Annotated in this window: 23 protein-coding genes; 17 read left to right on the plus strand and 6 right to left on the minus strand. The window is 65.4% G+C overall.

The window, feature by feature from the left end:
• Window positions 1-85: 85 nt before the first annotated feature.
• Together VGV07_RS25495 and VGV07_RS25500 are read left to right on the plus strand one after the other, a co-directional pair.
• Window positions 86-1738 (plus strand): pentapeptide repeat-containing protein, encoded by a 1653-nt coding sequence (locus tag VGV07_RS25495; protein ID WP_326871540.1) that lies wholly within the window; start codon window positions 86-88, stop codon window positions 1736-1738.
• Window positions 1735-2412, plus strand: a complete 678-nt coding sequence (locus VGV07_RS25500; protein ID WP_326871541.1) for a DUF2461 domain-containing protein — start codon at window positions 1735-1737, stop codon at window positions 2410-2412. The genes VGV07_RS25495 and VGV07_RS25500 overlap by 4 nt, the downstream gene beginning before the upstream one ends.
• A 161-nt stretch (window positions 2413-2573) precedes the next feature.
• Here the strand turns inward: VGV07_RS25500 and VGV07_RS25505 are convergent, their stop codons facing one another.
• Window positions 2574-3590 (minus strand): 1-aminocyclopropane-1-carboxylate deaminase, encoded by a 1017-nt coding sequence (locus VGV07_RS25505; protein WP_326871542.1) that lies wholly within the window; start codon window positions 3588-3590, stop codon window positions 2574-2576.
• 144 nt (window positions 3591-3734) lie between these two features.
• On the opposite strand from VGV07_RS25505, the gene VGV07_RS25510 reads away from it, so the two are divergent.
• A complete protein-coding gene (locus tag VGV07_RS25510) occupies window positions 3735-4211 on the plus strand; it encodes an Lrp/AsnC ligand binding domain-containing protein (protein ID WP_326871543.1) in 477 nt (158 codons plus the stop codon).
• A gap of 191 nt (window positions 4212-4402) precedes the next feature.
• Here VGV07_RS25510 and VGV07_RS25515 read toward each other — a convergent pair whose 3' ends face one another.
• Window positions 4403-5305, minus strand: a complete 903-nt coding sequence (locus tag VGV07_RS25515) for a biopolymer transporter Tol (RefSeq protein ID WP_326871544.1) — start codon at window positions 5303-5305, stop codon at window positions 4403-4405.
• A 141-nt stretch (window positions 5306-5446) separates the two neighbouring features.
• On the opposite strand from VGV07_RS25515, the gene VGV07_RS25520 reads away from it, so the two are divergent.
• Window positions 5447-7210, plus strand: a complete 1764-nt coding sequence (locus VGV07_RS25520; protein WP_326871545.1) for an SLC13 family permease — start codon at window positions 5447-5449, stop codon at window positions 7208-7210.
• Between the two features lie 153 nt (window positions 7211-7363).
• Entirely contained in the window at window positions 7364-9019 is a 1656-nt protein-coding gene (gene ettA, locus VGV07_RS25525; RefSeq protein ID WP_326871546.1) for an energy-dependent translational throttle protein EttA, read from the plus strand.
• Window positions 9020-9106: 87 nt separating this feature from the next.
• Here ettA and argG read toward each other — a convergent pair whose 3' ends face one another.
• On the minus strand, window positions 9107-10444 hold the full coding sequence (gene argG, locus VGV07_RS25530) for an argininosuccinate synthase (protein WP_326871547.1): 1338 nt from the start codon (window positions 10442-10444) through the stop codon (window positions 9107-9109).
• Between the two features lie 158 nt (window positions 10445-10602).
• Between argG and tam the strand changes: the two genes are divergently transcribed.
• Both tam and VGV07_RS25540 read left to right on the plus strand, forming a co-directional pair.
• Complete coding sequence (tam, locus tag VGV07_RS25535) at window positions 10603-11367, plus strand: trans-aconitate 2-methyltransferase (RefSeq protein ID WP_326871548.1); 765 nt, start codon at window positions 10603-10605, stop codon at window positions 11365-11367.
• A gap of 304 nt (window positions 11368-11671) precedes the next feature.
• Entirely contained in the window at window positions 11672-12520 is an 849-nt protein-coding gene (locus VGV07_RS25540; protein WP_326871549.1) for an alpha/beta hydrolase, read from the plus strand.
• A 186-nt stretch (window positions 12521-12706) separates the two neighbouring features.
• On the opposite strand, the gene ftrA is transcribed toward VGV07_RS25540, so the two are convergent.
• The gene (gene ftrA, locus VGV07_RS25545; protein ID WP_326871550.1) at window positions 12707-13678 is read right to left on the minus strand and encodes a transcriptional regulator FtrA; all 972 of its coding nucleotides are present in this window, start codon (window positions 13676-13678) and stop codon (window positions 12707-12709) included.
• A 98-nt stretch (window positions 13679-13776) separates the two neighbouring features.
• Between ftrA and VGV07_RS25550 the strand changes: the two genes are divergently transcribed.
• Entirely contained in the window at window positions 13777-14211 is a 435-nt protein-coding gene (locus tag VGV07_RS25550; protein WP_326871551.1) for a rhodanese-like domain-containing protein, read from the plus strand.
• Between the two features lie 89 nt (window positions 14212-14300).
• Window positions 14301-14813, plus strand: a complete 513-nt coding sequence (locus VGV07_RS25555) for a hypothetical protein (RefSeq protein ID WP_326871552.1) — start codon at window positions 14301-14303, stop codon at window positions 14811-14813.
• Between the two features lie 35 nt (window positions 14814-14848).
• Here the strand turns inward: VGV07_RS25555 and VGV07_RS25560 are convergent, their stop codons facing one another.
• Window positions 14849-15298: a host attachment protein gene (locus VGV07_RS25560; RefSeq protein WP_326871553.1), complete on the minus strand. Its 450-nt coding sequence runs from the start codon at window positions 15296-15298 to the stop codon at window positions 14849-14851.
• Window positions 15299-15456: 158 nt separating this feature from the next.
• Here VGV07_RS25560 and rarD point away from each other — a divergent pair, with 158 nt between their 5' ends.
• Entirely contained in the window at window positions 15457-16365 is a 909-nt protein-coding gene (gene rarD, locus VGV07_RS25565) for an EamA family transporter RarD (protein WP_326871554.1), read from the plus strand.
• A complete protein-coding gene (locus tag VGV07_RS25570) occupies window positions 16362-16943 on the plus strand; it encodes an MOSC domain-containing protein (protein ID WP_326871555.1) in 582 nt (193 codons plus the stop codon). Before rarD ends, VGV07_RS25570 begins: the two co-directional genes overlap by 4 nt.
• A 230-nt stretch (window positions 16944-17173) precedes the next feature.
• Here the strand turns inward: VGV07_RS25570 and VGV07_RS25575 are convergent, their stop codons facing one another.
• Window positions 17174-18067: a hydrogen peroxide-inducible genes activator gene (locus tag VGV07_RS25575; protein ID WP_326871556.1), complete on the minus strand. Its 894-nt coding sequence runs from the start codon at window positions 18065-18067 to the stop codon at window positions 17174-17176.
• Window positions 18068-18247: 180 nt separating this feature from the next.
• Between VGV07_RS25575 and katG the strand changes: the two genes are divergently transcribed.
• The 6 genes from katG to VGV07_RS25605 all read left to right on the plus strand — a co-directional run bounded on the left by katG (window position 18248) and on the right by VGV07_RS25605 (window position 25661).
• The gene (katG, locus tag VGV07_RS25580) at window positions 18248-20419 is read left to right on the plus strand and encodes a catalase/peroxidase HPI (RefSeq protein ID WP_326871557.1); all 2172 of its coding nucleotides are present in this window, start codon (window positions 18248-18250) and stop codon (window positions 20417-20419) included.
• 378 nt (window positions 20420-20797) lie between these two features.
• A complete protein-coding gene (locus VGV07_RS25585) occupies window positions 20798-21928 on the plus strand; it encodes a DUF2336 domain-containing protein (RefSeq protein WP_326871558.1) in 1131 nt (376 codons plus the stop codon).
• 168 nt (window positions 21929-22096) lie between these two features.
• Window positions 22097-23059: a metalloregulator ArsR/SmtB family transcription factor gene (locus tag VGV07_RS25590; RefSeq protein ID WP_326871559.1), complete on the plus strand. Its 963-nt coding sequence runs from the start codon at window positions 22097-22099 to the stop codon at window positions 23057-23059.
• On the plus strand, window positions 23056-23955 hold the full coding sequence (metF, locus tag VGV07_RS25595) for a methylenetetrahydrofolate reductase [NAD(P)H] (protein WP_326871560.1): 900 nt from the start codon (window positions 23056-23058) through the stop codon (window positions 23953-23955). Before VGV07_RS25590 ends, metF begins: the two co-directional genes overlap by 4 nt.
• Before the next feature lie 140 nt (window positions 23956-24095).
• The gene (locus VGV07_RS25600) at window positions 24096-24839 is read left to right on the plus strand and encodes a hypothetical protein (RefSeq protein WP_326871561.1); all 744 of its coding nucleotides are present in this window, start codon (window positions 24096-24098) and stop codon (window positions 24837-24839) included.
• Between the two features lie 123 nt (window positions 24840-24962).
• Window positions 24963-25661 (plus strand): DnaJ family molecular chaperone, encoded by a 699-nt coding sequence (locus VGV07_RS25605; RefSeq protein ID WP_326871562.1) that lies wholly within the window; start codon window positions 24963-24965, stop codon window positions 25659-25661.
• Window positions 25662-25845 lie beyond the last annotated feature (184 nt).

Genomic DNA, 25845 nt, shown 5'->3' on the forward strand with positions numbered 1-25845 from the left:
TGCGTGCTGCCCCAGCCGCCTCAGACGGATGGGATTGCCGACCCCCTCAACTGCGATAATGTTCCCTGGGTTCGGGGACGACACGATGACTGACGACAAGCAACAGCAACCGGCGCCGGAGGTGGATCGGCCCGGGGAACGGGCGCGGGCGTTCAACGCCGCGATGGCGACGCTGGGCATCGCGATCGTCGTCTTCGTCGTCGGTGTCGTCGTCGGCTTTCCGCTCGCGACCTTCGGGGTGGAGTTCGTCACCTCCAATGGCGGGCTGGTGTTCGGGCTGCTGTTCGGCTTCCTGGTCCTCGTACTGGTCGTCACCGCGGTGCTGATGATCTTCCGCCGGCAGATCTGGGAGAGTCTGTTCAAGCGTGGCGAAGTCGAGATGGAGCGCTTCGCCCGGCCGCTCTCGGAAGTCGCGCGCTTTGCAGCGCTGCAGAAGGTCAACGAAGCCACCGAATCCGCACGCGATCTCGCCGAACTGGTGCTGGCGCGCTACGCCTGGGTCTCGACCCGGCGCTGGTTGATGGCGACGATCACCGCCTTCATCGCGGCGATCGCGGCGCTGGCGGGGTCGGCGCTGCTGTTCCAGCAGAACCAGTTGCTGCGCACCCAGATCGGGCTGATGCAGGACCAGAACGGGCGCATCGCCGAGCAGAACCGCTTCATCCAGAGCCAGATCGAACTCGGTGAAGCGCAGCGCTCCACCTCGATCGTGCCGGAGATCCTCGAGATTGGCGCGCAGGTGGCGCAGGAGGTGGCAGGGATCAACACCTTTGCCGGCGATCAGCCGTCGATCGCCGGTTTGAGCCCGGGCCTGCGGGCCCGCATCATTGCAGCGACCACGGCGGCGCGGCCCTATCGATACCTCCGCAACCCGCTGACCGACCTCGACGAGAGCCTGCTGATGTCGTCGGGGTTGCTGCGCCGGACCGACCTTGCTGCTTCGGCGACGGTGCGCCAGCAGCTCGATGCGGCGAGCGGGGCGGTGCAGTTCGCCGGCGAGCAGAGCGGCGTGATGTCGGATCGGCCCTTGTCGCCGGAGCGCGGACAGATCATCGGGTTGCTGATCTCCAACGGGTTGACCGATTTCTCGACCCTCAACGGCGCCGATTTCAGCTTTGCCGAGGTGCGCTCGGCCAGCACCGGCAGCCAGATTCGGTTCCACTTCGCGGCGCTGCGCTTTGCCAATTTCGACCGGCAGCTGCTGGTCGGAGCCGAGTTCGACGGGGCCTATCTCGAGCACGCGCGCTTCCGCAACGCCGACATCAACTACACGCGGTTCACCGCCGGTGAACTGCCCTCGATCAGCGGCGGCGCGGGGTTGAAGCAGGGGGCGCAGCTCTCAGGTGCCGATTTTTCCGGGGCGCTCCTCAAGCACGCCTCGTTCGACGGCAGCCGCGGCTTCGGCATCAACTTCGATGGCGGCGTGGTGCACAACACCACGTTCGCCGGCACCTCGATGGCCGGCAGCACGTTCCGCAACACCATCTTCGGGACGGTGGATTTCACCGGCGCCGATTTGAAGAGCGTCGATTTCGATGGGGCCATTGTGTTCGACGCCGGCTTCCTCGATACCGTTGCCCAGCAGGCGGCGCCCGAGAGCTTTGTGCGTGAGCGGTTCGAGATCGCCCCAATTGCTGCCGAAGAGTTTGCCCGCCACCCGCGCTGGTCCGATGCGTGGCTCGATGGGCTCGAAGATAAGCAGGCCTATCGGATCACCCGTGTCGGAGCATTTGAGTGAGCGGCTTTCCCAGACAGACCTTCGAGTTCCTCGCGGGGATCGCTGCCCATAACGAGAAGGCCTGGTTCGATGCCAACCGGCCGCTCTACGAGGCAGGCTATGTCGAGCCGGGCAAGGCGTTCGTCGCCGAGATCGGGCCGAAGCTCAAAGTGATCTCGCCCGAGGTGCAGTTCGACCCCAAGGTCAACGGGTCGATCTCGCGCATCAATCGCGACATCCGGTTTTCGAAGGACAAGCGGCCCTACAAGCAGCACCTGGCGCTATGGTTCTGGCACGGCGACAAGCGCGGCTGGGATCGGCCGGGCTTTTACGTGCACATCGAAGCCGAGCGGGTGTTCCTGGGCACCGGGATGTACGGCTTCGACAAGGAGACGCTCGACAGTTTCAGGCAATCGATCATCCACCCGCGCTCCGGCAAGGCGCTGGTCGCGGCGGTGGCCGAGGTGAAGGCGAAGGGGGCCTACAGCATCGGCGAGAAGACGCGAAAGCTGATGCCGCGCGGCTTCGAGACGGATCCCGATCGGTCCGAGTTCCTGCTTTACGAGGGGCTGACCGCCGGGATTGAATTGCCGGCGAGCGCTGCTGCCAAGCCGGATTTCGCGGAGGTCTGTGTCGAGCACTTCGCCAATACCGCGCCGATCACGAAGTGGCTGATTGCCGAGGTGGCGGGGTAGTGCCGGTCACCTCTCCCTTGGGGGAGAGGTCGGCCGAAGGCCGGGTGAGGGGGCCTTTCCCACGTTCTGTGTTTGCGGCAAGGCCCCCTCACCCCAGCCCTCTCCCCCAAGGGAGAGGGGGCGCTAGAGCCGCACCGCCGGAGGTGAGTTGCCTGCCCAGATCAGCCATTCCGAAACGTATACCCATAGCCATTAAGGGCAGGGGCACCGCCGAGGTGGGCGTAGAGCACCTTGCTGCCCTTTGGGAAGTAGCCGGTTTCGACCAGGTCGATCATCCCCTGCATGGATTTGCCCTCGTAGACCGGGTCGGTGATCATGCCTTCGAGTCGACCGACCAGACGGATCGCCTCCTTGGTTTCCGCCGATGGCACGCCGTAGATCGGGTAGGCATATTCCTCGCGCAGCACGACGTCGTCACTGCCGATGGGGTGGCCGAGTTCGACCAGTTCGGCGGTGCGCTGGGCAATCTCCAGCACCTGGGCGCGGGTCTGTTGCGGTGTGCACGAAGCGTCGATGCCGATGACCTTGCGGGCGCGGCCATCTGCAGCAAAGCCCACCAGCATGCCGGCATGGGTGGAGCCGGTGACCGTGCAGACGACGATGTAGTCGAACGTTACACCCAGCTCGGCCTCCTGCGCCCGCACTTCCTCGGCAAAGCCGACATAGCCGAGGCCGCCGAACTTGTGCACCGAGGCGCCGGCCGGGATGGGGTAGGGCTTGCCGCCAACTGCTTCGACTTCGGCGATGGCGTTCTTCCAACTGTCGCGGATGCCAATATCGAAGCCGTCATCGACCAGCCGCACATCGGCACCCATGATGCGGCTCAGCATGATGTTGCCGACGCGGTCATAGACGGCATCCTCGTGCGGCACCCAGGCCTCCTGCACCAGCCGGCACTTGAAGCCGATCTTGGCGGCGACGGCTGCGACCATGCGGGTGTGGTTGGACTGCACGCCACCGATCGACACCAGCGTATCGGCGCCGGAAGCGATGGCGTCGGGGACGATGTATTCGAGCTTTCTCAGCTTGTTGCCGCCGAAGGCGAGACCGGAATTGCAATCCTCGCGCTTGGCATAGAGTTCGACGCCACCGCCGAGATGGGCGCTGAGGCGCTCCAGCTTCTCGATCGGGGTGGGGCCGAAGGTGAGCGGGTAGCGGGGGAATTTCGCGAGGTTCACGGGATGGGTCCTTGGGGTCCGAAAGTTGGCTCAAGGCTAGCAATTGTCTGGCGAGAGGTGCTTTCTATGTCGGGCAACGAAGTGCGTTGGTCTCTCTCCTCTTGAGATCAAATGATGCGTGTTCCACCGGAAGCGGGATCCAACATGAAAGAATCTTCCGCCACTGTTCTCGACCGCATTGACCTGAGGATGCTTCGCGCACTGCAGCGCGATGGCCGGATCAGCAATGCCGACCTCGCCGCGGAGGTCGGCGTCAGCGCCGCCACCTGCCACCGGCGGACGCAGCACCTGGTGGAAGCCGGCTATATCGCGGGCTTCCGGGCCGTGGTGACGCCGCAGCAGGTCGAACTCGGAACGGCCGTCCTCGTCGGCGTAGTGCTCGATCGCTCGACACCCGAGAGCTTTGCGGCCTTCGAGAGCGCGGTGCAGAAGCTGAAGTTCGTGCTCGATTGCCACCTGGTGGCCGGCGACTTCGACTATTTCCTGAAGATCCGGGTGCGCGACATGGCGGATTTCAACCGCCTGCACGGCACGCAACTGATCGGGCTACCGGGGGTGAGGCAAACCCGGACGTTCTTTGTGATGAAGGAAGTGGTGGACGGTCGGGCGCTGGAGTTTTGAACGTCGCGCCAGGCGCCGGCGGTCTCCCTCCCCCTTGTGGGGAGGGATTAAGGGTGGGGGTGGCCACACGCTCGGAGCGTGGGGCATCCCCCACCCAGCTACGCGACGGACTTGGCCAGAGCCAAGTCCTGCTTCGCTACCCTCCCCACAAGGGGGAGGGAGACGATCGAGTATGTGGCTCTGACGGGCCATCACCCAACCGGATACGCCACATAGGCAAACCGCCGGCTGTCGGGGGCCCAGGAATTGACGTTGATCGTGCCCTGACCGCCGTTGAAGCGGACGATGTCGCGGGTGCCGGTGCCGTCGGGGCGCATGAAGCGGAGGATCACGTCCTTGTCGGCGGGATGGCCCTTGGTGCCGGGCGGATAGCTCAGATAGGCGATCGAGTTGCCGTCGGGCGCGAAATGCGGGAACCAGTTCACCCGCTCGTCGAAGGTGACCTGGGTCAGCTCGGACCCATCGGTGCGCATCTTGAAGATCTGGGCGTGGCCGGGCGAGCCTTGCTCGGAGTTGAACCAGATCCAGTTGCCGTCGGGCGAATACTCGGCACCGTCGTTGGGCACCAGCACGTCGGTCAGCTGAGTGTCGGGGCCGCCCGCGGCGGGGATGGTCCAGATGTTCACCTTGGCCCACTGATTCTCGCCGACCGCGTTGATGCCGACATAGGAAAGCGTCTGGCCGTCGGGCGAAATGCCGTGGAGGTAGTAGTGGTGGCGGTGCGGATAAGAATTCGACACCCGCCGCGGCGCGCCGCCTGATATCGGCACGGCGTAGAGGTGCCCGTCGTCGGAACTCACATAGACGGTGGCGCCATCGGGCGACAGTACGTGGTCGTTGTTGAGGTCGTTGAGAGGACCGGTATCGAGCTTCTCGATCTCACCCGTGCCGTCGGCGGCGATGGTCCAGAGCTCGCCGCCGGCGTTGAACACCAGGGTTTTGCCGTCAGGCGTCCAGTTCGGCGCTTCGATGATCTCGTCGGCGGTGAACAGCACCTGGCGGTTGCCGCCGTCGATGTCGATGATGGTCAGTTCCGATACCTGGCCCGGCAAGAGGCTGCGGCCGCGGCGGGCGAAGTTGGGTTTCTGCGGCACGTCGAATCCTCCCTGGCATTTCGGGGATAGTGGCAGTGGAACCGGCAGCAGCGGAATGGTTCCCGTAGCGATTTTTCTTTTCGCCACGGGTAGCGGTCGGCGCGAAGCGCGTTATGCATGTGCGATCCGGAGGCTGATCGAATGACATTGCCGCAGATGCTGTCCTTTGCCGTCGTCGGGTTGATGATGGTAGCGTTTGTATGGGGTAAGCTGCGCTACGATCTGGTCGGCGCACTGGCACTGCTGATCGCGGTGATTGTGGGTATCGTCCCGGCGGACAAGGCATTCTCCGGACTGTCGGATGACATTGTCATTATCGTCGGCAGTGCGCTGGTGGTGAGCGCGGCGGTCTCGCGCTCCGGAATTATGGACATCGCGCTGGCGCGGGTCGCCCCGAACGTCAGCGCGCCACGGGTGCAACTGCTGATCCTCGTGGCGGTGGTCGCGGTGATGTCGGCCTTCGTCAAGAATATCGGCGCGCTGGCGATCATGATCCCCATCGCTTTCCAGATGGCGCGGCGCTCGGGCGTTTCGCCATCGCGCTTCCTGATGCCGATGTCGTTCGCCGCGCTGCTCGGCGGGCTGATGACGCAGATCGGCACCTCGCCCAACATCATCGTGTCGCGGCTGCGCCAGGATATGACCGGCACCGGCTTTCATATGTTCGACTTCACCCCGGTGGGCCTGGCGCTCGCCGTCGCTGGGGTGATCTTCCTCGTCTTCTTCTACTGGCTGCTGCCGGAGCGCAAGCGCGAGGGGCTGGCCGTCGGCGAGGCCATCGAGATCAAGAACTACACCACCGAGGCCGCCGTCGGCGCCAGTTCGGCGGCGCTGGAAAAGACTGTCAGTGCCCTGCAGAAGATGTCGGGCGGCAAGGCGATGGTGACCGGCATCGTCTCGGCCAATGGCGGCCGCCGCACGCCGTTTCCCGATGCGGTGCTGCGCGAGGGCGACCGGGTGATCGTCGAGGGTGAGCCCGAGGCGCTGGACCGGATGATCGAGCGGGGCGGGTTGTCGCTGTCGGACCGGACCCACGCACCGGGGTTGGACCTTGTGACGATCGAGGCGATCATCGGGCGGAACTCGCCGCTCGTCGGCAATACGGCCCGCGATTTCGCGCTGTTCGAGCGTACGGGCACGAACCTGCTGGCAGTGAGCCGGCGGGAGCGGCGCTTCTCCGAACGGCTCGGGCAGATCCGCCTGGAGGAGGGCGACGTGGTGCTGCTGCGCGGCAGCCGCACCCAGATGGGCGAGCAACTGCGCGACCTCGATGCACTGCCGCTGGCCGAGCGCAACCTGCAACTGGGGAGCGTCCGCAACCGGCTGCTGCCGATCGGCATCCTCGGGGCGGCCATGCTGGTCACGGCGCTCGGCTGGGCCCCGGTACCGATCGCTTTCTTTGCGGCAGCCGTACTGATCGTCGCCAGCGGCGCGCTGCCGCTGCGCGATATCTACCGGCAGCTCGACGGTCCGATCCTCATCATGCTGGCGGCGCTGATTCCGGTCAGCGACTCGCTGCGCGCGACCGGCGCGACCGACCTGATCGCGGCGTGGCTGGGGCAGATATCGGTTGGGCTGCCGCCGATCGGGGCGCTGGCAATGATCCTCGTCGCGGCGATGGCGGTGACGCCGTTCCTCAACAATGCCGCGACGGTGCTGGTGATGGCGCCGATCGCGGCGACCTTCGCCACCGATCTCGGCCTTCGGCCCGAGGCCTTCCTGATGGCCGTCGCCATCGGCGCCGGCTGCGACTTCCTGACGCCGATCGGGCACCAGTGCAACACCCTGGTGATGGGGCCGGGCGGCTACCGTTTCGGCGATTACTGGCGATTGGGGCTGCCGCTTTCGATCCTCGTCATCGTCATCGCGGTGCCGCTGCTGACGCTGGTCTGGCCGTTAACCTGAGGTGGTGTTGCCCCGCGCGCCCGCTTCCCCTACATACGGCGCTCGCAATTCAAGCGGGCCGAACGGCCTTTCATCATGGTCGCATGTTCGAACCGGAAAAGCGCGAGCGACTTTTCCTGAACATGCTCCATAAGCGGCGGGAGCAGTGCCCTCATGGCGCGCCAGTTCATCTATCACATGCACGGAATGTCCAAGGCTTACGCCAGCGGCAAGAAGGTGCTCGACAATATCCACCTGAGTTTCTACCCCGACGCCAAGATCGGCGTGCTGGGTCCGAACGGCTCGGGTAAGTCGACGCTGCTCCGCATCATGGCCGGCATCGACACCGAGTTCACCGGTGAAGCCTGGGTGGCCGATGGCGCCAAGGTGGGCTACCTGGCCCAGGAGCCGCACCTCGACCCGGCGCTCGACGTCAAGGGCAACGTCATGACCGGCGTCAAGGAGAAGAAGGACGTCATCGATCGCTACAACGAATTGATGATGAACTATTCCGACGAGACCGCCGACGAGGCGACCAAGCTCCAGGACATCATCGACAGCCAGAACCTCTGGGATCTCGACAGCCAGGTCGAAGTCGCCATGGAGGCGCTGGGCTGCCCGCCGGGCGATGCCTCGGTCGATACGCTGTCGGGCGGCGAGAAGCGGCGCGTGGCGCTCTGTGCGCTGCTGTTGTCGAAGCCCGACCTGCTGCTGCTGGACGAACCGACCAACCATCTCGACGCCGAGACCACGGCGTGGCTCGAAAACCATCTGCGCGAATTCCCCGGCGCGGTGCTGATCATCACCCACGACCGCTACTTCCTCGACAACGTCACCGGCTGGATCCTCGAGCTCGATCGCGGCCGCGGCGTGCCCTACGAAGGCAATTACTCGGCCTACCTCAACGCCAAGGCCAAGCGTTTTGCGCAGGAGCAGTCGGAAGACGCGGCTCGCGCCAAGGTGCTGGAGCGCGAGCGCGAGTGGATGGGGCAGAGCCCGCAGGCGCGCATGGCCAAATCCAAGGCGCGTATCCGCGCCTATGACGAGCTGGTGAAGGTCAACGAGGCGCGCACCCAGTCGTCGACGGCGCAGATCATCATTCCGCCGGGCGAGCGGCTGGGCCAGAACGTCATCAATATCGAGGGCGTCACCAAGTCCTATGGCGATCGCGTGCTGATCGACAACCTGACCTTCAAGCTGCCGCCGGGCGGCATTGTCGGGATCATCGGCCCGAACGGCGTCGGCAAGTCGACTTTGTTCCGGATGATCACCGGGCAGGAGAAGCCGGATTCGGGCGAGATCACCATCGCCGACAACGTCAACCTCGGCTATGTCGACCAGAGCCGCGACACGCTCGCACCGAACAAGACGGTGTGGGAGGAGATCTCCGGCGGCAACGAGATCCTGATGCTGGGCAAGCGCGAGATGAACTCGCGCGCCTATACCTCGGCGTTCAACTTCAAGGGCGCCGATCAGCAGCAGAAGGTGGGGAACCTCTCAGGCGGCCAGCGCAACCGCGTGCACCTCGCCAAGATGCTGAAATCGGGCGCCAACGTGCTGCTGCTCGACGAGCCGACCAACGATCTCGACACCGAAACCCTCGCGGCGCTCGAAGAGGCGCTCGAGGAATTCGCCGGCTGCGCCGTGATCATCAGCCACGATCGCATGTTCCTCGATCGGCTGGCCACGCACATGCTGGCCTATGAAGGCGACAGCCATTTCGAGTGGTTCGAAGGCAACTTCCAGGATTACGAGCAGGACAAGATCCGGCGGCTGGGCGCGGACTCGGTGAACAACCACCGGGTGACGTACAAGAAGCTGACGCGGTAATCTTCAGGTCAGATGAGAAAAGGGCGGCATCGGTGATGCCGCCCTTTGCTTTGTCCGCGACGTGGAAGCCCGCCAATCCAGCCGGGGTCAGTCCTTCTCGCCCTCGAGCCGGAGCATTTCACCGCCCTCGCCGAGCGAGATCAGCCCGGTCTTTGCATAGAGATCCAGCTTCGCCCGCGTATCGGCGATGTCGAGGTTGCGCATGGTGAGCTGGCCGATGCGGTCGGCGGGGGTGAACGGGGCGTCCTCGACCTTTTCCATGCTCAGCCGCTCGGGCGCATAGGTGAGGTTCGGGCTTTCGGTGTTGAGGATCGAGTAGTCGTTACCGCGGCGCAGCTCGAGCGTCACTTCGCCGGTGACGGCGTTGGCCACCCAGCGCTGGGCGGTCTCGCGCAGCATCAGGGCCTGGCTGTCGAACCAGCGGCCCTGGTAAAGCAGGCGCCCCAGCCGCAGGCCGCTGATGCGGTACTGCTCGATGGTGTCCTCGTTGTGGATGCCGGTGACCAGGCGCTCGTAGGCGATGTGCAGCAGCGCCATGCCCGGCGCCTCGTAGATGCCGCGGCTCTTGGCCTCGATGATGCGGTTCTCGATCTGGTCGCTCATGCCGAGGCCGTGACGGCCGCCAATGGCGTTGGCTTCGAGGAACAGCGCGACGGGATCGGTAAAGCTCTGGCCGTTCAGCGCGACGGGCTGGCCCTCGGCGAAACGCACCACCACCTTTTCGGCAGGAACGTTCACGTCGTCGCGCCAGAACGGCACGCCCATGATCGGGTTGACGATCTTGATGCCGGTGTCGAGGCTTTCGAGATCCTTGGCCTCGTGCGTGGCGCCGAGGATGTTGCTGTCAGTCGAGTAAGCCTTCTCGGCGCTCATCTTGTAGGCAAAGCCGTGCGAGGTGAGGAACGCCGACATCTCGGAGCGGCCGCCCAGCTCGTCGATGAACTGCTGATCGAGCCAGGGCTTGTAGATGCGCAGGTTCGGGTTGGTCAGCAGGCCGTAGCGGTAGAAGCGTTCGATATCGTTGCCCTTGAAGGTCGAGCCGTCGCCCCAGATGTTGACGCCATCTTCCTGCATGGCCGAGACCAGCATGGTGCCGGTGACGGCGCGGCCGAGCGGGGTGGTGTTGAAGTAGGTGATGCCGCCGGTCGAGACGTGGAAGGCGCCGGACTGGATGGCGGCGATACCCTCGTGCACCAGCTGAGTGCGGCAATCGACCAGCCGCGCCTTCTCGGCGCCGAAATCCATGGCCTTCTTGGGGATCTCGTCATAGTCGGCCTCGTCGGGCTGGCCGAGATTGGCGGTATAGGCATAGACCTTGGCGCCCTTGAGCTTCATCCACAACAGGGCCGCACTGGTGTCGAGGCCGCCGGAAAAGGCGATGCCGACTTTTTCTCCCTTGGGCAGGCTCTTCAGGATCGTACTCACAGGGGGGGGACTCCAGTCGGCTCATAGGTTGGCGGGGACGCTGTTGGCCCGCGCGAATAACAAATTTCGTGAGGCTCGCATAGCAGCGGGCTTGATCGATTTCCCAGGCATCGCGGCGCTGCTATGGAGACGGCGCAACACGAACGGGGTCTCACGAGATGGCTGACTGGTCTCCCTCCACCTACCTGAAGTTCGAGGACGAGCGGACGCGGCCGGCGCACGACCTGCTGGCCCGGGTGCCGCTCGAAGCGCCGGCACTGGTCGTCGACATGGGCTGTGGGCCAGGTAACTCGACCGAGCTTCTCGTTGAGCGCTACCCCGCTGCCGAGGTGACCGGGCTCGATAGCTCGCCCAATATGCTCGCGGAGGCACGGCAGCGGCTGCCGGGCGTCAGCTTTGCCGAGGCGGACGCAGGCTCCTGGATCCCGGATATCGGCACGCAACTGGTGTTCGCCAACGCCATCTACCAGTGGGTGCCGGACCATCTTGCCGTGTTCCCCCGCATCGTGACGGCGCTGCCGGAGGGCGGCGTGCTGGCAGTGCAGATGCCCGACAACATGGCGGAACCCTCGCATGTGCTGATGCGCAAGGTGGCGGCCGAAGGGCCGTGGGCCACGAAGCTCAAGGGGGCCGCACGTCAGCCCCTGCCGCCGGCGCGGGTGTACTACGATGCGTTGCGCCCGGTGGCCCGCCACATCGACATCTGGCACACCATTTACAATCACGTGCTCGATGGCCCCGCGGCGATCGTCGAGTGGGTGAAAAGCACGGGGCTCAGGCCATTCATCGACCCGCTGGAGACGGCCGAGCGCGAACAGTTCGCCGCGCGCTACCTTGCCGAGATCACCGAGGCCTATCCGCGTACCGTGGACGGCAAGGTGCTGCTGCGCTTCCCGCGGCTGTTCATCGTGGCGGCGAAGTAGGGCGATCCCTGTATTCGCTCCCCCGGGGAGCTTCGGCTGTCGGGCTGACAGTTTTCTCCACCCGCTCGGTGTTATCCCCGCGAAAGCGGGGACCTCCGTTTGCGATCGTGCGTCAGGCACGAAAACAGAGGTTCCCGCTTTCGCGGGAATGACCCGGTGGGGGCGCGGCCTGACTAAGTGCCCATGAGCTTTCGCTGGGATGAGGTCCGGTGGAGGAGGCGGGGCAGTGGCAGTCTGCGCGGCAAGCTGGCCACTGGCGGCCGGCGGTGCTAGATGCGCGCTTTGCTTTCTCTTGAGGCAGGTCATGACCTCTCCCTTTGAAATCGACTTCGACGGCGCGCTGATCCGCGGCGAGGCTGACGGCTTCGGCATTCCAGTGGTGTTCCTCCATTCGGGCGTCACCGACCGGCGCATGTGGTCCGAACAGATGCGCCAGCTGGCGGCCGAGGGCTATCATGTCATCAGCTATGACCGCCGCGGCTATGGCCAGACCGAAACAGCCGACGTGCCGTTCAACCACCTGGTCGATCTCGAAGCCGTGCTCGACCGGCTGAGCGTCCATGCGGCGATCTTCGTCGGCTCGTCGATGGGCGGCGGGCTGGCCATCGACTTTGCGCTCGAACATCCGAACCGCACCGTGGCGCTGGTGCTGGTGGGCACGGCGGTGACCGGGGCCGAGGGCTATGAGCTCGATGAGGAAGTCGAGCAGCTCGAAGAGGCGTTCGAATACGCGAGAGAACGCGGCAATATCAGCACCGCCAACCGCATCCAGGCGCACCAGTGGCTCGATGGTCCCTATGGCGAAGCGGGGCGGGTGACCGGCCCGGTGCGCGAGCTGTTCCTCGCCATGAACGAGATCCACCTCAACAATGCCCCGTTGACGCAGGAAGAGCGGCCGGAATCGGCGTTCCAGAACCTCTTGGCCATCACTGCGCCGACACTGCTGGTGGTCGGCGAACTCGATTGCTCCGACATCGTCGCCATCCACGAGGATCTGAGCGAAGAGCTGGAGAACGCCTTCGCAGTGGTGCTCGAGGACACGGCGCATTTCCCCAGTCTCGAGCGGCCCGACCTGTTCGACCCGATCCTGTTCGAGTTCCTCGAAGCGGTGACGGGGCAGGGCGAGGATGACGAGGACGAGGGCGAGGACTGACTGCTACGCCGCCGCGATGTGGCCGAGGCTTATCTGCTCCGTCCTTGGCCTCCCCACCGGGTGTCATCCCTGCGAAAGCAGGGACCCATTTCGCCTCTCATTCGAGCTGTAAGTTGGGTCCGTGCTTTCGCAGGGATGACATCGTGTGTGGTGCGAGCGTTGCGGGTCACTACCGCTTCCCGGGCTCTATTCCGCCCCCACTCTCCCAAAGCTGCGCCGGAACGCACTCGGGCTGACGCCGGTCCGTGTCCGGAAGTGGTGGCGCAGGGTTTCCTGGCTGCGAAAGCCGCTGGCCTCGGCGATGGCGTCGAGGCCGAAATCCGTGGTTTCCAGCAGCTCCTTGCAGTGCTCGACCCGCTCGGCGATCAGCCAGGTGAGCGGGCTCATCCCGGTCGCGTCGTTGAAGTGACGAATCAAGCTGCGCTCGGACAGCCTTGCCAGCTCAGCCATCCGGGCAATGCTCCAGGCCTCGTTTAGGCGCTGGCGCAGGGCATCAAGCAGCGGGCCGATGCGGCCGCGGCGTTCCTTCGCCACCGGCCGCGCCACGAACTGCGCCTGGCCGCCGTCGCGATGCGCCGGCAGCACCAGACGGCGGGCCACGGTGTTGGCGACCTCGGCGCCGTAATCCTCGCGGACGATGTGGAGGCATAGGTCGATGCCGGCTGCCGAGCCGGCCGCGGTGAGGAGCGTCCCATCCTCGCAATAGAGGATATCAGGCACGACCTCGATTGACGGAAACTCCGAGCGCAGGATCTCGGCGTAGCGCCAGTGCGTGGTGGCGCGTCGCCCCTCCAGCAGCCCGGCACGGGCCGGAACGAAGACGCCTGAACAGAGGGTCGCGATGCGGGCACCGCGGGCATGGGCGGCGCGGAGCGCCGAGATCAGCGGTTCGGGCACCGGCGTCATGGCGCCGCGCCAGCCGGGGATGACGATCAGCCCGGCTTCGTCCAGCCGGTCGAGATCGTAATTGGCGGCAACGCTGATGCCGCCGCCGGCGCGATACGGGCCAGGCTCGATGCCGACGATTTCGTGCGTGTACCAGTCGAGATGGGCGAATTCCGGCCGCGCCAGACCAAAGATTTCGACGGCGATGCCGAACTCGAACATGCAGAGCTGGTCATAGGCGAGAATGGCGACGTGGCGGTTGGGCTTGTCCATGATGGCGATATCTTACCGCATATTGGCATTCCCGCCACTCACCGATGCGGCCATTGTGCGGCAAGTTCCGGCCATTCAACGCCTGAGGAGGCACAGAAATGCCGAGTAACGTTGCCGTTGTTCCCGCCGCCGCTTCCACCGAGGCTCTGCAGCATTTTTCCAGCAAGCTCGGGTTCGAAACAGACTGCTGGGACGTCCACGATGCTTTGAGCCGCGGGGTCGATGATTTCGTGCTGCTCGATGTGCGCAGCCCGACGCACTATGCCGAAGGGCATGTGCCCGGTGCGATCAACCTGCCGCACGGCAAGATCACCCAGCGCAAGATGGCGGAGTGGCCGGAGGGGACGCTGTTCGTCACCTATTGCGCCGGCCCGCATTGCAACGGCGCCGACAAGGGTGCGTTGCGGCTCGCCCAACTCGGCTTGCCGGTCAAGCTGATGATTGGCGGTGTCACTGGCTGGCTGGATGAAGGGTTCTCGCTGGCGACCGGCGGGGCTGTCGGCGATCTCGCGCCACGGCAGGCGGCGGAATAAGTTCCGCTGATCTCGCAAATGCCCTTGCCAGTTAAGCTGCTCCGGCGACAAGCTCCGCCCGAACTGATGCTTTGGGAAGGGCTCGAACAATGAAGCGGATTATCTTAGGCGCCATGGCTGCGGCTGTGGTGCTCATCACGCCGGCGCTGGCCTGCGAAACCATCACCAGCACCAAAGTGAAGGTCAGCGCCTGTATCGACACGTCGGGCTGGATGACGCAGACGCCGGCCGGCGACCAGGAGTTTCTCTACTTTTCGAACGATGAGACGATGGGTTTTGCGGTGATCAACGAGAATGCGGCCTGGCCCGTCTCGAAGTACCGTGAAGCGATCCTCAGCAACGCTGCGGCGGCTGCGCTCGACGCCAAGCCGGAGAACGTCACCATCGTCGGCGAGCGGCTCGAGAATATCGGCGGCAAGTCCTGGAACGTCATCGAGTACCAGGTGCAGATTCCAGATGGGGCGTTGCTGTTCCAGAATTTCTACTATGTCGAAGCGGGGTTCGGCTCGAGCCAGTTCGTCTATTGGAGCGCACCCGAGGGAGGAACGTCGACGGCGTTCCGCGCCGGGCAGATGCTGGCTACGGTAGCATTCACCGAGTAAGGGAAGGGCGGCCACCAGGGCCGCCCCGCCTTCGACTAGATGGCCAGCAGGCCATCGAAGTGCTGGCCGAGCTGGGCCGTCGGCAGGTTGGTAAGGTCCTTGGGCAGTTCGGCGACGATGCTGTCGCGCAGCCCCTTGCTGAACGCGGGCCTGAGGTCGCCCAGCGCCGTCGGCGCGGCAGCGACGATCAACTGATCGAAAGCGCGCTGCTGGTGCTTGCGATCGAGCTCCTCGGCGACGCTCTCGACGAAGCGCCGCTCGCGGACTGCAACGGGATCCGACGAGGGTTCCATGGCGCTGCGGCCCTGGCCCACCGACGAGAAGCTCCGGCCCGGACGATCCGCCATGATCTCGCCGGCCTTGAGCGGCGTCTGCTCGAACATCAGGTCGTCGACAGCCTGCAATCCCTTGCCGGGGCCGTGGTTCTCGAACACCTTGGCCGTTGCTCCATCGGCGATGAGGATCCAGGTGACCTTGGCTTTCATGGCTTGCTCCTTTGGTGGGTACGAGAAGGCTAACGCAGGACGTGGCGATTGGTTTGATCAGCATCAAGGTGGGTTGTGCGGCCAATCACAAACTCTGATTTGTCGCTGGGGCGTGGGCGCTGCTAGAAGGCGAGGCTCCCGCCCGGAAGGACACGCGTTTGGCGTCCGTCACCAGCACCGACCACACCAGCAGCGATAGCGGCCTTGCCGCCGGCATCGCCACCTATGTGATGTGGGGCTTCCTGCCGCTGCTGTTCAACCTGCTCAACCATGTGGGGGCTGCGACAGTGGTCGCCAACCGGACGCTCTGGTCGCTGCTGGTCCTGGGCGTCATCATGATCCTCGGCGGGCGCCTGGCCGAGGTGCGCGCGGCGCTGCGCGACCCGCGCACCGTGACCTCGATGGCGCTGGCGGCGCTGATCCTCGGCGCCAACTGGCTGATCTACATTTATGCCGTCGAGACCGGGCAGGTGCTGGAAGCGAGCTTCGGTTACTTCATCCTGCCGCTGGTCAACGTGGCGACCGGCGTGTTGCTGCTCGGCGAGCGGCTCAACCGCTGGCAATTGGTGGCCATCGCCATTGCGGCGGTCGCCATCGCCATCCAGGCGGTTTCCATCGGCGGCATCCCTTACGTGGCACTGGGCCTGGCGCTCACCTTTGCGGTCTATGGGTATCTGCGCAAGACCGCCAAAGTCGGATCTGCGCCAGGCCTGTTCGTCGAAACCATAGTGCTGGCGCCACTCGCCATCGCGTTTCTCGGCTACAGCTTCGTGCGCGACGGCGGCCTCGGCTGGCACGCCGACCCGTATTCGCTTTCGCTCTTGGCGCTGACCGGGCCGGCGACGGTGGTGCCGCTGCTGCTGTTCGCCTTCGCGGTGCAGCGGCTGAAGATGACCACCGTCGGCATGCTGCAATACATCGCGCCCTCGATCACCTTCATCCTCGCCATCACCCTGTTCGGCGAGCACCTCAATGCGGTGCGGCTTGGCAGCTTTGCGCTGATCTGGGTGTCGCTGATCGTTTACACCACCGATTCCGTGCTGCGGCGCCGCCGGGCGACAGCATGACGGAGCCGATGCCGGCGCTGACGCTGAACGGGCGGGTCGATGGCACATTCGTGGTCGAGGCGGCGGCGGTCGAGTCGACAGCGCGCCCGGAACTGCTGCTGACCTATGCCGGCGTTGTTGGCGATCGGCACGAGGGGCTGGTGCGCCCCAGTGGAGCACGTGAGCCGTGGTATCCGCGCGGCACGCCGATGCGCAACGAGCGGCAGCTCTCGATCCTCAGCGCCGAGGAGCTGGCCGAAATCGCGGCGACGCTCAGCCTGCCGCAGATCCTAGGTGAATGGGTCGGGGCCAATCTCATCCTTTCGGGCATTCCGCACCTTACCCGCCTGCCGCCGCGCAGCCTGATGCTGTTCCCGTCGGGGGCCACCATCCGCATCGACGGCGACAACGACCCGTGCCGGAAGACCGGCAGGACGATCGCGGCACAGTTTCCAGGCCGGGACGATATCGAGTTCGGCTTCGTCAAGGCAGCGATGGGCAAGCGCGGGCTGGTCGGCTGGGTCGAGCGCGAGGGAGCGATCCGCACAGGGGATGCGGTGAAGGTGCGGACCTGGCGGCAGGCGAGTTACCCGGGGTAGGGCCTGGCGAATGCTCATATGAGATGATGTGCTGACGCCGAGTACGAGAGCCGACACTCTGCACGTGCCCCAAACTCGGTGTCATCCCAGCGAAAGCTGGGACCCAACTCGCCACAGCGCAAGCGGATGCTTGGGTCCCAGCTTTCGCTGGGATGACGGCCGGTGGGTGGTCCAGGATCGATGCTAACCGACGACGCTGACGTAAAGCGACAGCGACCTGGGGATGCCCCCTAAACCCCCGGCCGCGCCTGCCGGATCGTTTCCGCCACCCGCTCGAACACCGCGCCGAACGGTGTCGCTTCGCGCCACACCAGCGACAGCTGCCGCCGGGCGCCGGGGGATTGCAGGCGGCGGATGCGGATGCGGTTGCCGATGGCTTCCTTCTTCAGGGCGATCTCGGGCAGGAGCGTGATGCCCTGGCCGTTGGCGACGAACTCGACGATGGTCGAGAGCGAGGTGGCGGCAAAGGTGCGCCGGGCGGCGTCCGGATCGAGGGCGCAAGCGGCAATGGCCTGGTCGCGAAAGCAATGGCCTTCATCGAGCAGCAGCATCCGGTCGCCGTCGATCTCGGCCATGGGGACCGGGTCGGCGGCGTTGTCGCCCGCCCCGGTGGCGAGGACGAATTCGTCGGCAAACAGCGGGGCGGCGGTGAGGCGGGGGCCACCGGCTTTCGGCTCGCTGGCGATCAGCGCCAGGTCGAGACTGCCGTCGGCGAGACTGTCGACGAGGCTGTCGGTGCGGCTTTCCGAAACGGTGAAGCTCAGTTCCGGCAGTTCGCGCTGCAACGCCGGGAACACGTGCGGCAGCAGGTAGGGGGCGACCGTCGGGATTACGCCCAGCCGCAGTGGCCGCGAGGGTGTGCCGCGCTGGCCGCCGACAAAGGCCATCAGCCCTTCAGTCTGTTCGAGAATCGGGCGCACCCGCTCGATGAACTCGCGGCCGAGCGGCGTCAGCCGCACCGATCTGCCGAGGCGATCGAACAGCGGGCCGCCGCACAGCTCCTCGAGTTGACGGATCTGCTGGCTGAGGCCGGGCTGGGTGACGTGGTTGCGCTCGGCGGCGCGGCCGAAGTGGCCGGTTTCCGCCAGCGCAACGGCATACTGCATCTGCCGAAGGGTGATCATAATTTCAGATTATCACGCTGAGAAGTGCAATCAATTGGCATTATGCCTCGGCGCCGGGGCACAATGGAACCATTCCAAAGTGTGGGGCCAGGACGATCGCGCGGGCCGCGCGAACAGTCACCGTCGCGTCACCCGGAAACCCTATCGCAATACGACAACTCGAGATCTACGGAGACGACCATGGACGCAGCAAACGAAGGTGGCGCGGGCAAATGTCCGGTGCCGCATGGCAGCGCGGGCCGCAGCAATCGTGACTGGTGGCCGAACCAGCTGGACCTGTCGGTGCTGCACCAGCACACGGCTTTGTCCAACCCGATGGGGTCGGCGTTCGATTACGCCCAGGCGTTCAACAAGCTCGACCTCAAGGCGTTGAAGGCCGACCTCACCGCCCTGATGACCGATTCGCAGGATTGGTGGCCCGCCGATTTCGGGCACTATGGTCCGCTGTTCATCCGCATGGCCTGGCATAGCGCCGGCACCTATCGGGTGGCCGATGGCCGTGGTGGCGGTGGTGGCGGGCAGCAGCGCTTTGCGCCGCTCAACAGCTGGCCCGACAACGTCAACCTCGACAAGGCCCGGCGCCTGCTCTGGCCGATCAAGCAGAAATACGGCTCGGCCATCTCGTGGGCCGACCTGATGATCCTCACCGGCAACGTCGCGCTCGAATCGATGGGCTTCAAGACCTTCGGCTTCGGTGGCGGGCGCGCCGACACCTGGGAGCCCGAGCTCGACATCTACTGGGGCAAGGAAGGCCAGTGGCTCTCCGACGAGGAGCGCTACGGTGGTGAGCGCGATCTCGAAAGCCCGCTGGCGGCGGTGCAGATGGGCCTGATCTACGTCAACCCGGAGGGCCCGGCCGGCAACCCGGATCCGCTCGCCTCGGCGCGCGATATTCGCGACACCTTCGCCCGCATGGCAATGAATGACGAAGAGACGGTGGCGCTGATCGCTGGCGGCCATACCTTCGGCAAGACCCATGGCGCGGGCGACGCAAAGCTCGTCGGGGTCGAGCCGGAAGCAGCCGGCATCGAGGAGCAGGGGCTCGGCTGGGTCAGCTCGTTCGGTACCGGCAAGGGCGGCGACGCCATCGGCTCCGGCCTCGAAGTCACCTGGACCTCGACGCCGACCAAGTGGAGCAACAACTTCTTCTGGAACCTGTTCGGCTACGAGTGGGAATTGACCAAGAGCCCGGCCGGCGCGCATCAGTGGACGCCCAAGCACGGCATGGGCGCCAGTTCGGTGCCGGACGCGCATGACCCGGAACGGCGCCACGCTCCCTCGATGCTGACCTCCGACCTGGCGCTGCGGTTCGACCCGGCCTACGAGAAGATCTCGCGCCGGTTCTTCGAGAACCCCGACCAGTTCGCCGACGCCTTCGCCCGCGCCTGGTTCAAGCTGACCCACCGCGACATGGGCCCAAAGGTCCGCTATCTCGGCCCGGAAGTGCCGGCGGAAGACCTGATCTGGCAGGATCCTATCCCGACGGTTACGCACGAGCTGGTCAACGACGCCGACATTGCGACCCTCAAGGCCAAGATCCTCGCGACCGGCCTCACCGTCTCCGAGCTGGTGAGCACGGCCTGGGCCTCGGCTTCGACCTATCGCGGCTCGGACATGCGCGGCGGCGCCAACGGGGCGCGCATCCGCCTCGCGCCGCAGAAGGATTGGGCGGTGAACCAGCCCGAGCAACTGGGCAAGGTACTCGGCCACCTCGAGGCTATCCAGGCCGAGTTCGGCAAGCCGGTGTCGCTGGCCGACCTGATTGTGCTTGCCGGCTCGGTGGGTATCGAGAAGGCGGCCAAGGCTGCGGGGCTCGAGCTCACGGTGCCGTTTACTCCCGGGCGCGCCGACGCGAGCGCCGAGCAGACCGATGCGGCATCGTTCGCGCCGCTCGAACCGACGGCGGATGGCTTCCGCAACTATTCGAACGGCCGCCAGCGGCTGTCGCCGGAGGAGAACCTGGTCGATCGGGCGCAACTGCTGGGCCTCACCGCGCCGGAAATGACCGTGCTGGTGGGGGGACTTCGCGCCCTCAAGGCCGGCCAGCCGCAGCATGGCGTGCTGACCACTCGGCCGGAGACGCTGACCAACGACTTCTTCGTCAATCTGCTCGACATGGGCACGAAGTGGCGGCCGGCGTCGGAAGATCACAGCGTCTACCAGGGCGTCGATCGCGTCACCGGCGAGCCCAAATGGACCGCCACCCGCGTCGACCTGATCTTCGGCTCGCACTCGCAGCTGCGCGCGCTTGCCGAAGTCTATGGCCAGTCGGATGCGACCGAGAAGTTCGCGAAGGATTTCGTCGCGGCCTGGGTCAAGGTGATGAACGCCGATCGGTTCGATCTGGTGTGATCTTTGCCGCTGTGCTTCGGAAGTGGGGCTTGGCCGCTGGCCAAGTCCGCCGGTGTGGGGCTCCGTATTGACCCCACCACCGGTGTCATCCCTGCGAAAGCAGGGACCCATCGCGCCGCTAGCGCAGGTGGAGAGTTGCTCCCTGCTTTCGCTGGGATGACATGCGGTGGAGAGGAGAGGCGGTGCCCGTCACGTCCGCTCTCTTTCCGTTCTTCCCCGCAAGGGGGAGATGCCGAGAGGCCGGTGACAACACCGTACCTAACACGCCGTCACCAAACTCTCTGCAATTTGAATCAAATTTCCGTCCTTACCTTCAGCGCATGCACTTAACTGGCAGGCCAATCTGACCTCGTACGGCAGAAGCCGGAGGGAAGTGACATGACTGAGATGGAAGAAGGCACCACCCGAGCGTTTTCGACGTTCAGGGTCCTCAACGGTGACTCCAACATCGTGGAACGCGATCAGCTGTTCCGCAACATGGCCCAGCTCTACTCCTACGTGTCGGATCGCTGCGATGACGAGCAGGTCGCGCAGTACGACGAGGTGTTGTGCCAGCTGGCCGAGTTGGTTGAATCCGAGGCGCGTGCCCATGTGGCCAAGCTTCTGGCGCCGCTCGACCGCGCGCCGGGCAATGTGGTGGTCAAGCTCGCCAATGACGAGATCGAGGTGGCGCAGCCGCTGCTCGAATTCTCCAATGTGCTGAGCGACGACGACCTGATCGAGATCATCGCCAACCAGACCGAGGAGCATCGCGTCGCCATTGCCGGCCGCACGCAGGTGCCGGAGCGGGTGGGTGAAGCCATCGTCGAGCACGGCGAGACCGCCTCGGTGATCAAGCTGGTGCGCAACAGCAATGCCGAGATCGGCCAGCAGGCGCTGGAGCGCCTCGCCGAGCGGGCCGCGTCCGATGCCGCCATCGCTGCCGACCTCAGGGGTCGCGAGGATCTCGACTGGAAGAGCCTCGGCGGCAAGATCGAAGCGGTCGGCGATCGGGTCCGCGAGACCATGTCGCGCATCGATCCGCGGGTCGATCCGGTCACCGTCGGCAAGGTGCAGGCAGTGGTCTACAACCGCATGCGCAACCGCGCCGGGTTCTCCAGCCAGGAGTGGAAAGTCGCGTACAACCAGGTGAAGGCGCTGTCGGATCGGAAGCAACTCGACGAGCGCGCGCTGATCCGCTTTGCCCGCTTCGGTTACGGCCACCACACTGCCGCAGCGCTCACCATGCTGCTGCGCGTCGGGCCGGAAGTTTTCGTCAAGTGGCTCGCCATGCAGGACTATGTGGCGATCACCGTGGCGCTGCGCGCCCTGGGTATCCAGCCCGACCTGTTCGAGGCGATGATCGCCTCGATGCCGTGGCGCGACCTGCCGAGCCAGGCCGACCTGCAGAATGTCCGCCGGCGCTTCGAAGCGCTCAGCAAGGACGAAGCGGTCGGCATCTTCGAGCTCTGGCGCACCCATGCCTTCCGTCGCCGACTTCCCAACGAGGAAGTCGTCGGCGCCGCCTGATCCAAAGCCTGTCCAACTCTTCGACGGCAGTCCGCAAGGGCTGCCGTTTTTTTGTTGTGAGGGTCCGATTACGCCGACGGAATGGTCGACCCGCGGCGTGATCCTTACGTTCCCCTAGACCAAGCGGTTCGACGCATATAAAGATATCTTTATATCTCGCGAGGCTGCATGAACGACACAGCGGATTTGGTGGGGGTGCTGCGCGCGGCGGGGGAAACGACCCGGCTGCGGCTTCTGGCATTGCTGGCCGATGGCGAGCAGTCGGTCAAGGACCTCACCGAAATTCTGGGCCAGAGCCAACCGCGGGTGTCGCGGCACCTGAAGCTGTTGGCCGATGCCGGGCTGATCACCCGCAATGCCGAGGGAGCCTGGGCCTATTATGGGCTGGCGCCCGAGGGGGCTGGCGGCGACCTGGCGCGCTGGCTGATCGGACGGCTGTCGGCCGACGATGCCGATCGCATGCGGGACCGGCAGCGGCTCGAGGCGGTGCGACTCAACCAGGCCGAACAGGCGGCGGCCTATTTCGCCAAAGTGGCCGACAGCTGGGACCTGCTGCGCTCGCTGCATGTGCCGGAAGAGGCGGTGGAAGCAGCGATCGTCGCGGCGCTGGAGGGCAGGGTGGTCGACACGCTGATCGACCTCGGCACCGGCACCGGACGGATGCTGGAACTCCTGGCCGGGCATTATCGGCGCGGCATCGGCATCGATGCGAGCCGCGAAATGATCGCGGTGGCGCGCGCCAAGCTCGCCTCCTGCGCCATCGGCCACGCGCAGGTGCGGCTCGGCGACATTGCCGATCTCGACGCCGGCGCCGGCCGGGCCGACGTGATCGTCATCCACCAGGTGCTGCATTATTTCGACGATCCGGGCCGGGTACTGGCGCAGGCCCGTCGCGCCCTGAAGCCAGGCGGCGAGATGCTCATTGTCGACTTCGCGCCGCACGGGCTCGAATTCCTCCGCTCGCACCACGCCCACCGGCGCCTGGGGCTCAGCGAGGCGCAGATGGTCGGCTGGGCGCGCGCCGCCGACCTCGAGGTCAGCGATCTCAAATCCTTTCCACCCACCAATCCGACCGAGGGGCTCACCGTGTGCCTCTGGCGGCTCACCGACGAGACGGACAGCCCGATATGAGTACTGACTACACCGACCGCCCGAGCCGCATGCGCCCGGACGAGCGGCCCGATTTCCAGGTCTCGTTCGAGTTCTTTCCGCCCAAGACCGACGTCATGGAAGAGCGGTTCTGGGACTCGATCCACAAGCTCGCCCCGCTGCATCCGCGTTTCGTGTCGGTGACCTACGGCGCCGGCGGTTCGACGCGCGAGCGCACGCTCCGGATGGTCAGCCGGGTGAAGGCCGAGACCGGCGTCGATGCAGCGGCGCATCTCACTTGCGTCGGGGCGCCGCGGGACGAGGTTGATGCCGTGGTGCGCGGGTACCAGGAGGCGGGGATCAGCCGCATCGTGGCATTGCGCGGCGACCCGGCCGAAGGCATCGGCAAACCCTTCATCCCGCATCCGGAGGGGTACAAGGATGCTGCCGATCTGGTCGCGGGCATCCGTCGCATCGGGGATTTCGATATCTCGGTGGCGGCGTATCCCGAGAAGCACCCGCAAAGCCCAAGCTGGGAAGCCGACATCGACAACCTGAAGCGCAAGCTCGATGCCGGTGCGACCCGCGCCATCACCCAGATGTTCTTCGACAACGACGACTACTTCCGTTTCGTCGAGCGGGCGCAGGCGGCCGGCATTACCGCGCCGATCGTGCCGGGCATCCAGCCGATCCATTCGTTCAAGCAGATTTCCGGCTTTGCGGCGCGCTGCGGCGCCTCGATCCCCGGCTGGGTGGCCGAGCGGTTCGATGGGCTGGACGACGACCCCGAGACCCATGCGCTGGTTGCATCGGCGGTCGCCGCTGAGCAGGTCTTGGAACTGGTCGATAATGAGATTACGGAATTTCACTTCTTTACGCTGAACCGCTCCAACCTGGTGCTGGCGCTGGCGCGGTTGCTGGGGGCGCGGCCCGACTGAGTTGAGGTTGTTCAGCGTCCGTTCAGGTGGACTCGGGCAGCGTCCATGGTGGGGCAGTGCCCCGGCCATCCACAAAATGGCCACGTTAATTGGCTTCCGTCGGGCAGTGGGGACGGGGGCAAGTTGAAGGACAGCAGCCTATGAAACTCGATGGCAAGGTGAAGGGCGGACTGGCTTGGGCCGGTCTCGTCGTCATCCTCGCGGTGCCCGCCGCGAACATGGTCGTCGGCAACCCGACCAGCGGCACGGCGAACAGCGCGGTGACGACTGCGGACGCCAGCGCCGCCAAGCCCCTGTTGAAGGTTCCTGCTACAGCCAAGCCTGCCGCGACGGATCCCATCCAGACCGCGAGCGCCACGACCGATGATCCGGTCGACAAGCTGCTCTCGAAGGGCAAGAAGCTGCCCTCGTACATTTCCGACGGCGACGGCGCCACGCCGTCGAAGCCCGTCGCCTCGAAGCCGAGTGCCCCGGTACAGTTGAAGCCGGTCTCGCCAACGACGCCGATCAAGTCGCCGACCACGGTCGCGACGGTCGCGCCGACCGAGACTCCACCGGTGCCGCTGCCGCGTGATGCGCGTCCGAAGGCTACCGTGGTTGCGGCGCTGCCGGCTGCTGAGAAGCCGCTGATCATCGACGAGAACAAGGTGCGCCAGCAGGAGAATGCCACGGTCGAGCCGTTCCCGTTGAGCGACGACGAGGTGGTGACCGGCGATCAGCTCGAGGAATGGGATTCGGGATCGCTCGCCGACTACCTCGAGCGCAAGGGCCTGTTGTCGCAGAGCTCGGCTGAGGATGGCTACGACCCGGACGGGTTCTTTCTCGACGAGGGACCGAACAAAAAGAAGAAGCCGGTGCAGGACGACGACTTCTTCTTTTTCTGAAACCTGCGGCCGCCTCTTGAGGCGGCCGAGCCTTCTGGGGGCCCGACGATGCAATCCGCCGCATGTCTCATGGCTATGAAATTCCCGTTCGGCGGCTATTGTGCGCCGAGATCGGAGAGCCACATGTCGGTCTGGCAACGCCTTAGCGCCTTTATCGGGTCGGCCTCGGAGCGCACCGGCCTGGTTGGCTCTATCATCAATGCGCTGGATCCCGATACCTGGCTGCCCGGTGGCCGCGACGCCGCGTTCACGCTGGCGCTGATCGCGCTGTCGGCCAAGATGGCGGTGTCGGACGGCGTGGTCACCGCCTCGGAGCTGCGCGCCTTCCAGCGCACCGTCGAGATTCCGCCGGGGATCGAAGAGCAGGTCGACAAGCTGTTCAAGCTGGCCCAGCAGGATGTGGCCGGCTACGAGGCCTATGCCAAGAAGGTGCGGCGCTTCTTCATCGACAGCCCCGATACGCTGGAGCACGTGCTCGACAGCCTGTTCTTCATCGCTTCGGCCGACGGCATGATCCACGAGGCCGAGCTCGAGTACCTGAAGAATGTCAGCGACATTTTCGGTTTCGACGATGCGCGCTTCGAGCAGTTGACCTCGCAGCACGTGCTGTTCGATCGGGGTGCCGACCCCTATATCGTCTTGGGTCTCGCGCCCAGCGCCGAGCGTGAAGAAGTGAAGCGGGTCTATCGCCTGCTGGTCGCCGAGCACCACCCCGACCGGTTGATCGCCAAGGGCGTGCCCGAGGAACTGATCGACGTGGCGACGGCGCGCATGGCGGCGATCAACAACGCCTACAACCAGATCATGAAGCGCGCCGCCTGAGGGCGCGCAACCTGCCTCAGCGCTTGACTGGACCGGGCCGCGTCCCCCATATGCGCCTCGCCAGTTGACCGGGTGGCCGCTCCTGTTTCCGTGGGAGAGGAAAGTCCGGGCTCCATCGAAATACGGTGACGGCTAACGGCCGCCGGGGGCGACCCCAGGGAAAGTGCCACAGAAAGCAAACCGC

Source organism: Devosia sp. (assembly GCF_035944845.1).
Taxonomy (GTDB): domain Bacteria; phylum Pseudomonadota; class Alphaproteobacteria; order Rhizobiales; family Devosiaceae; genus Devosia_A.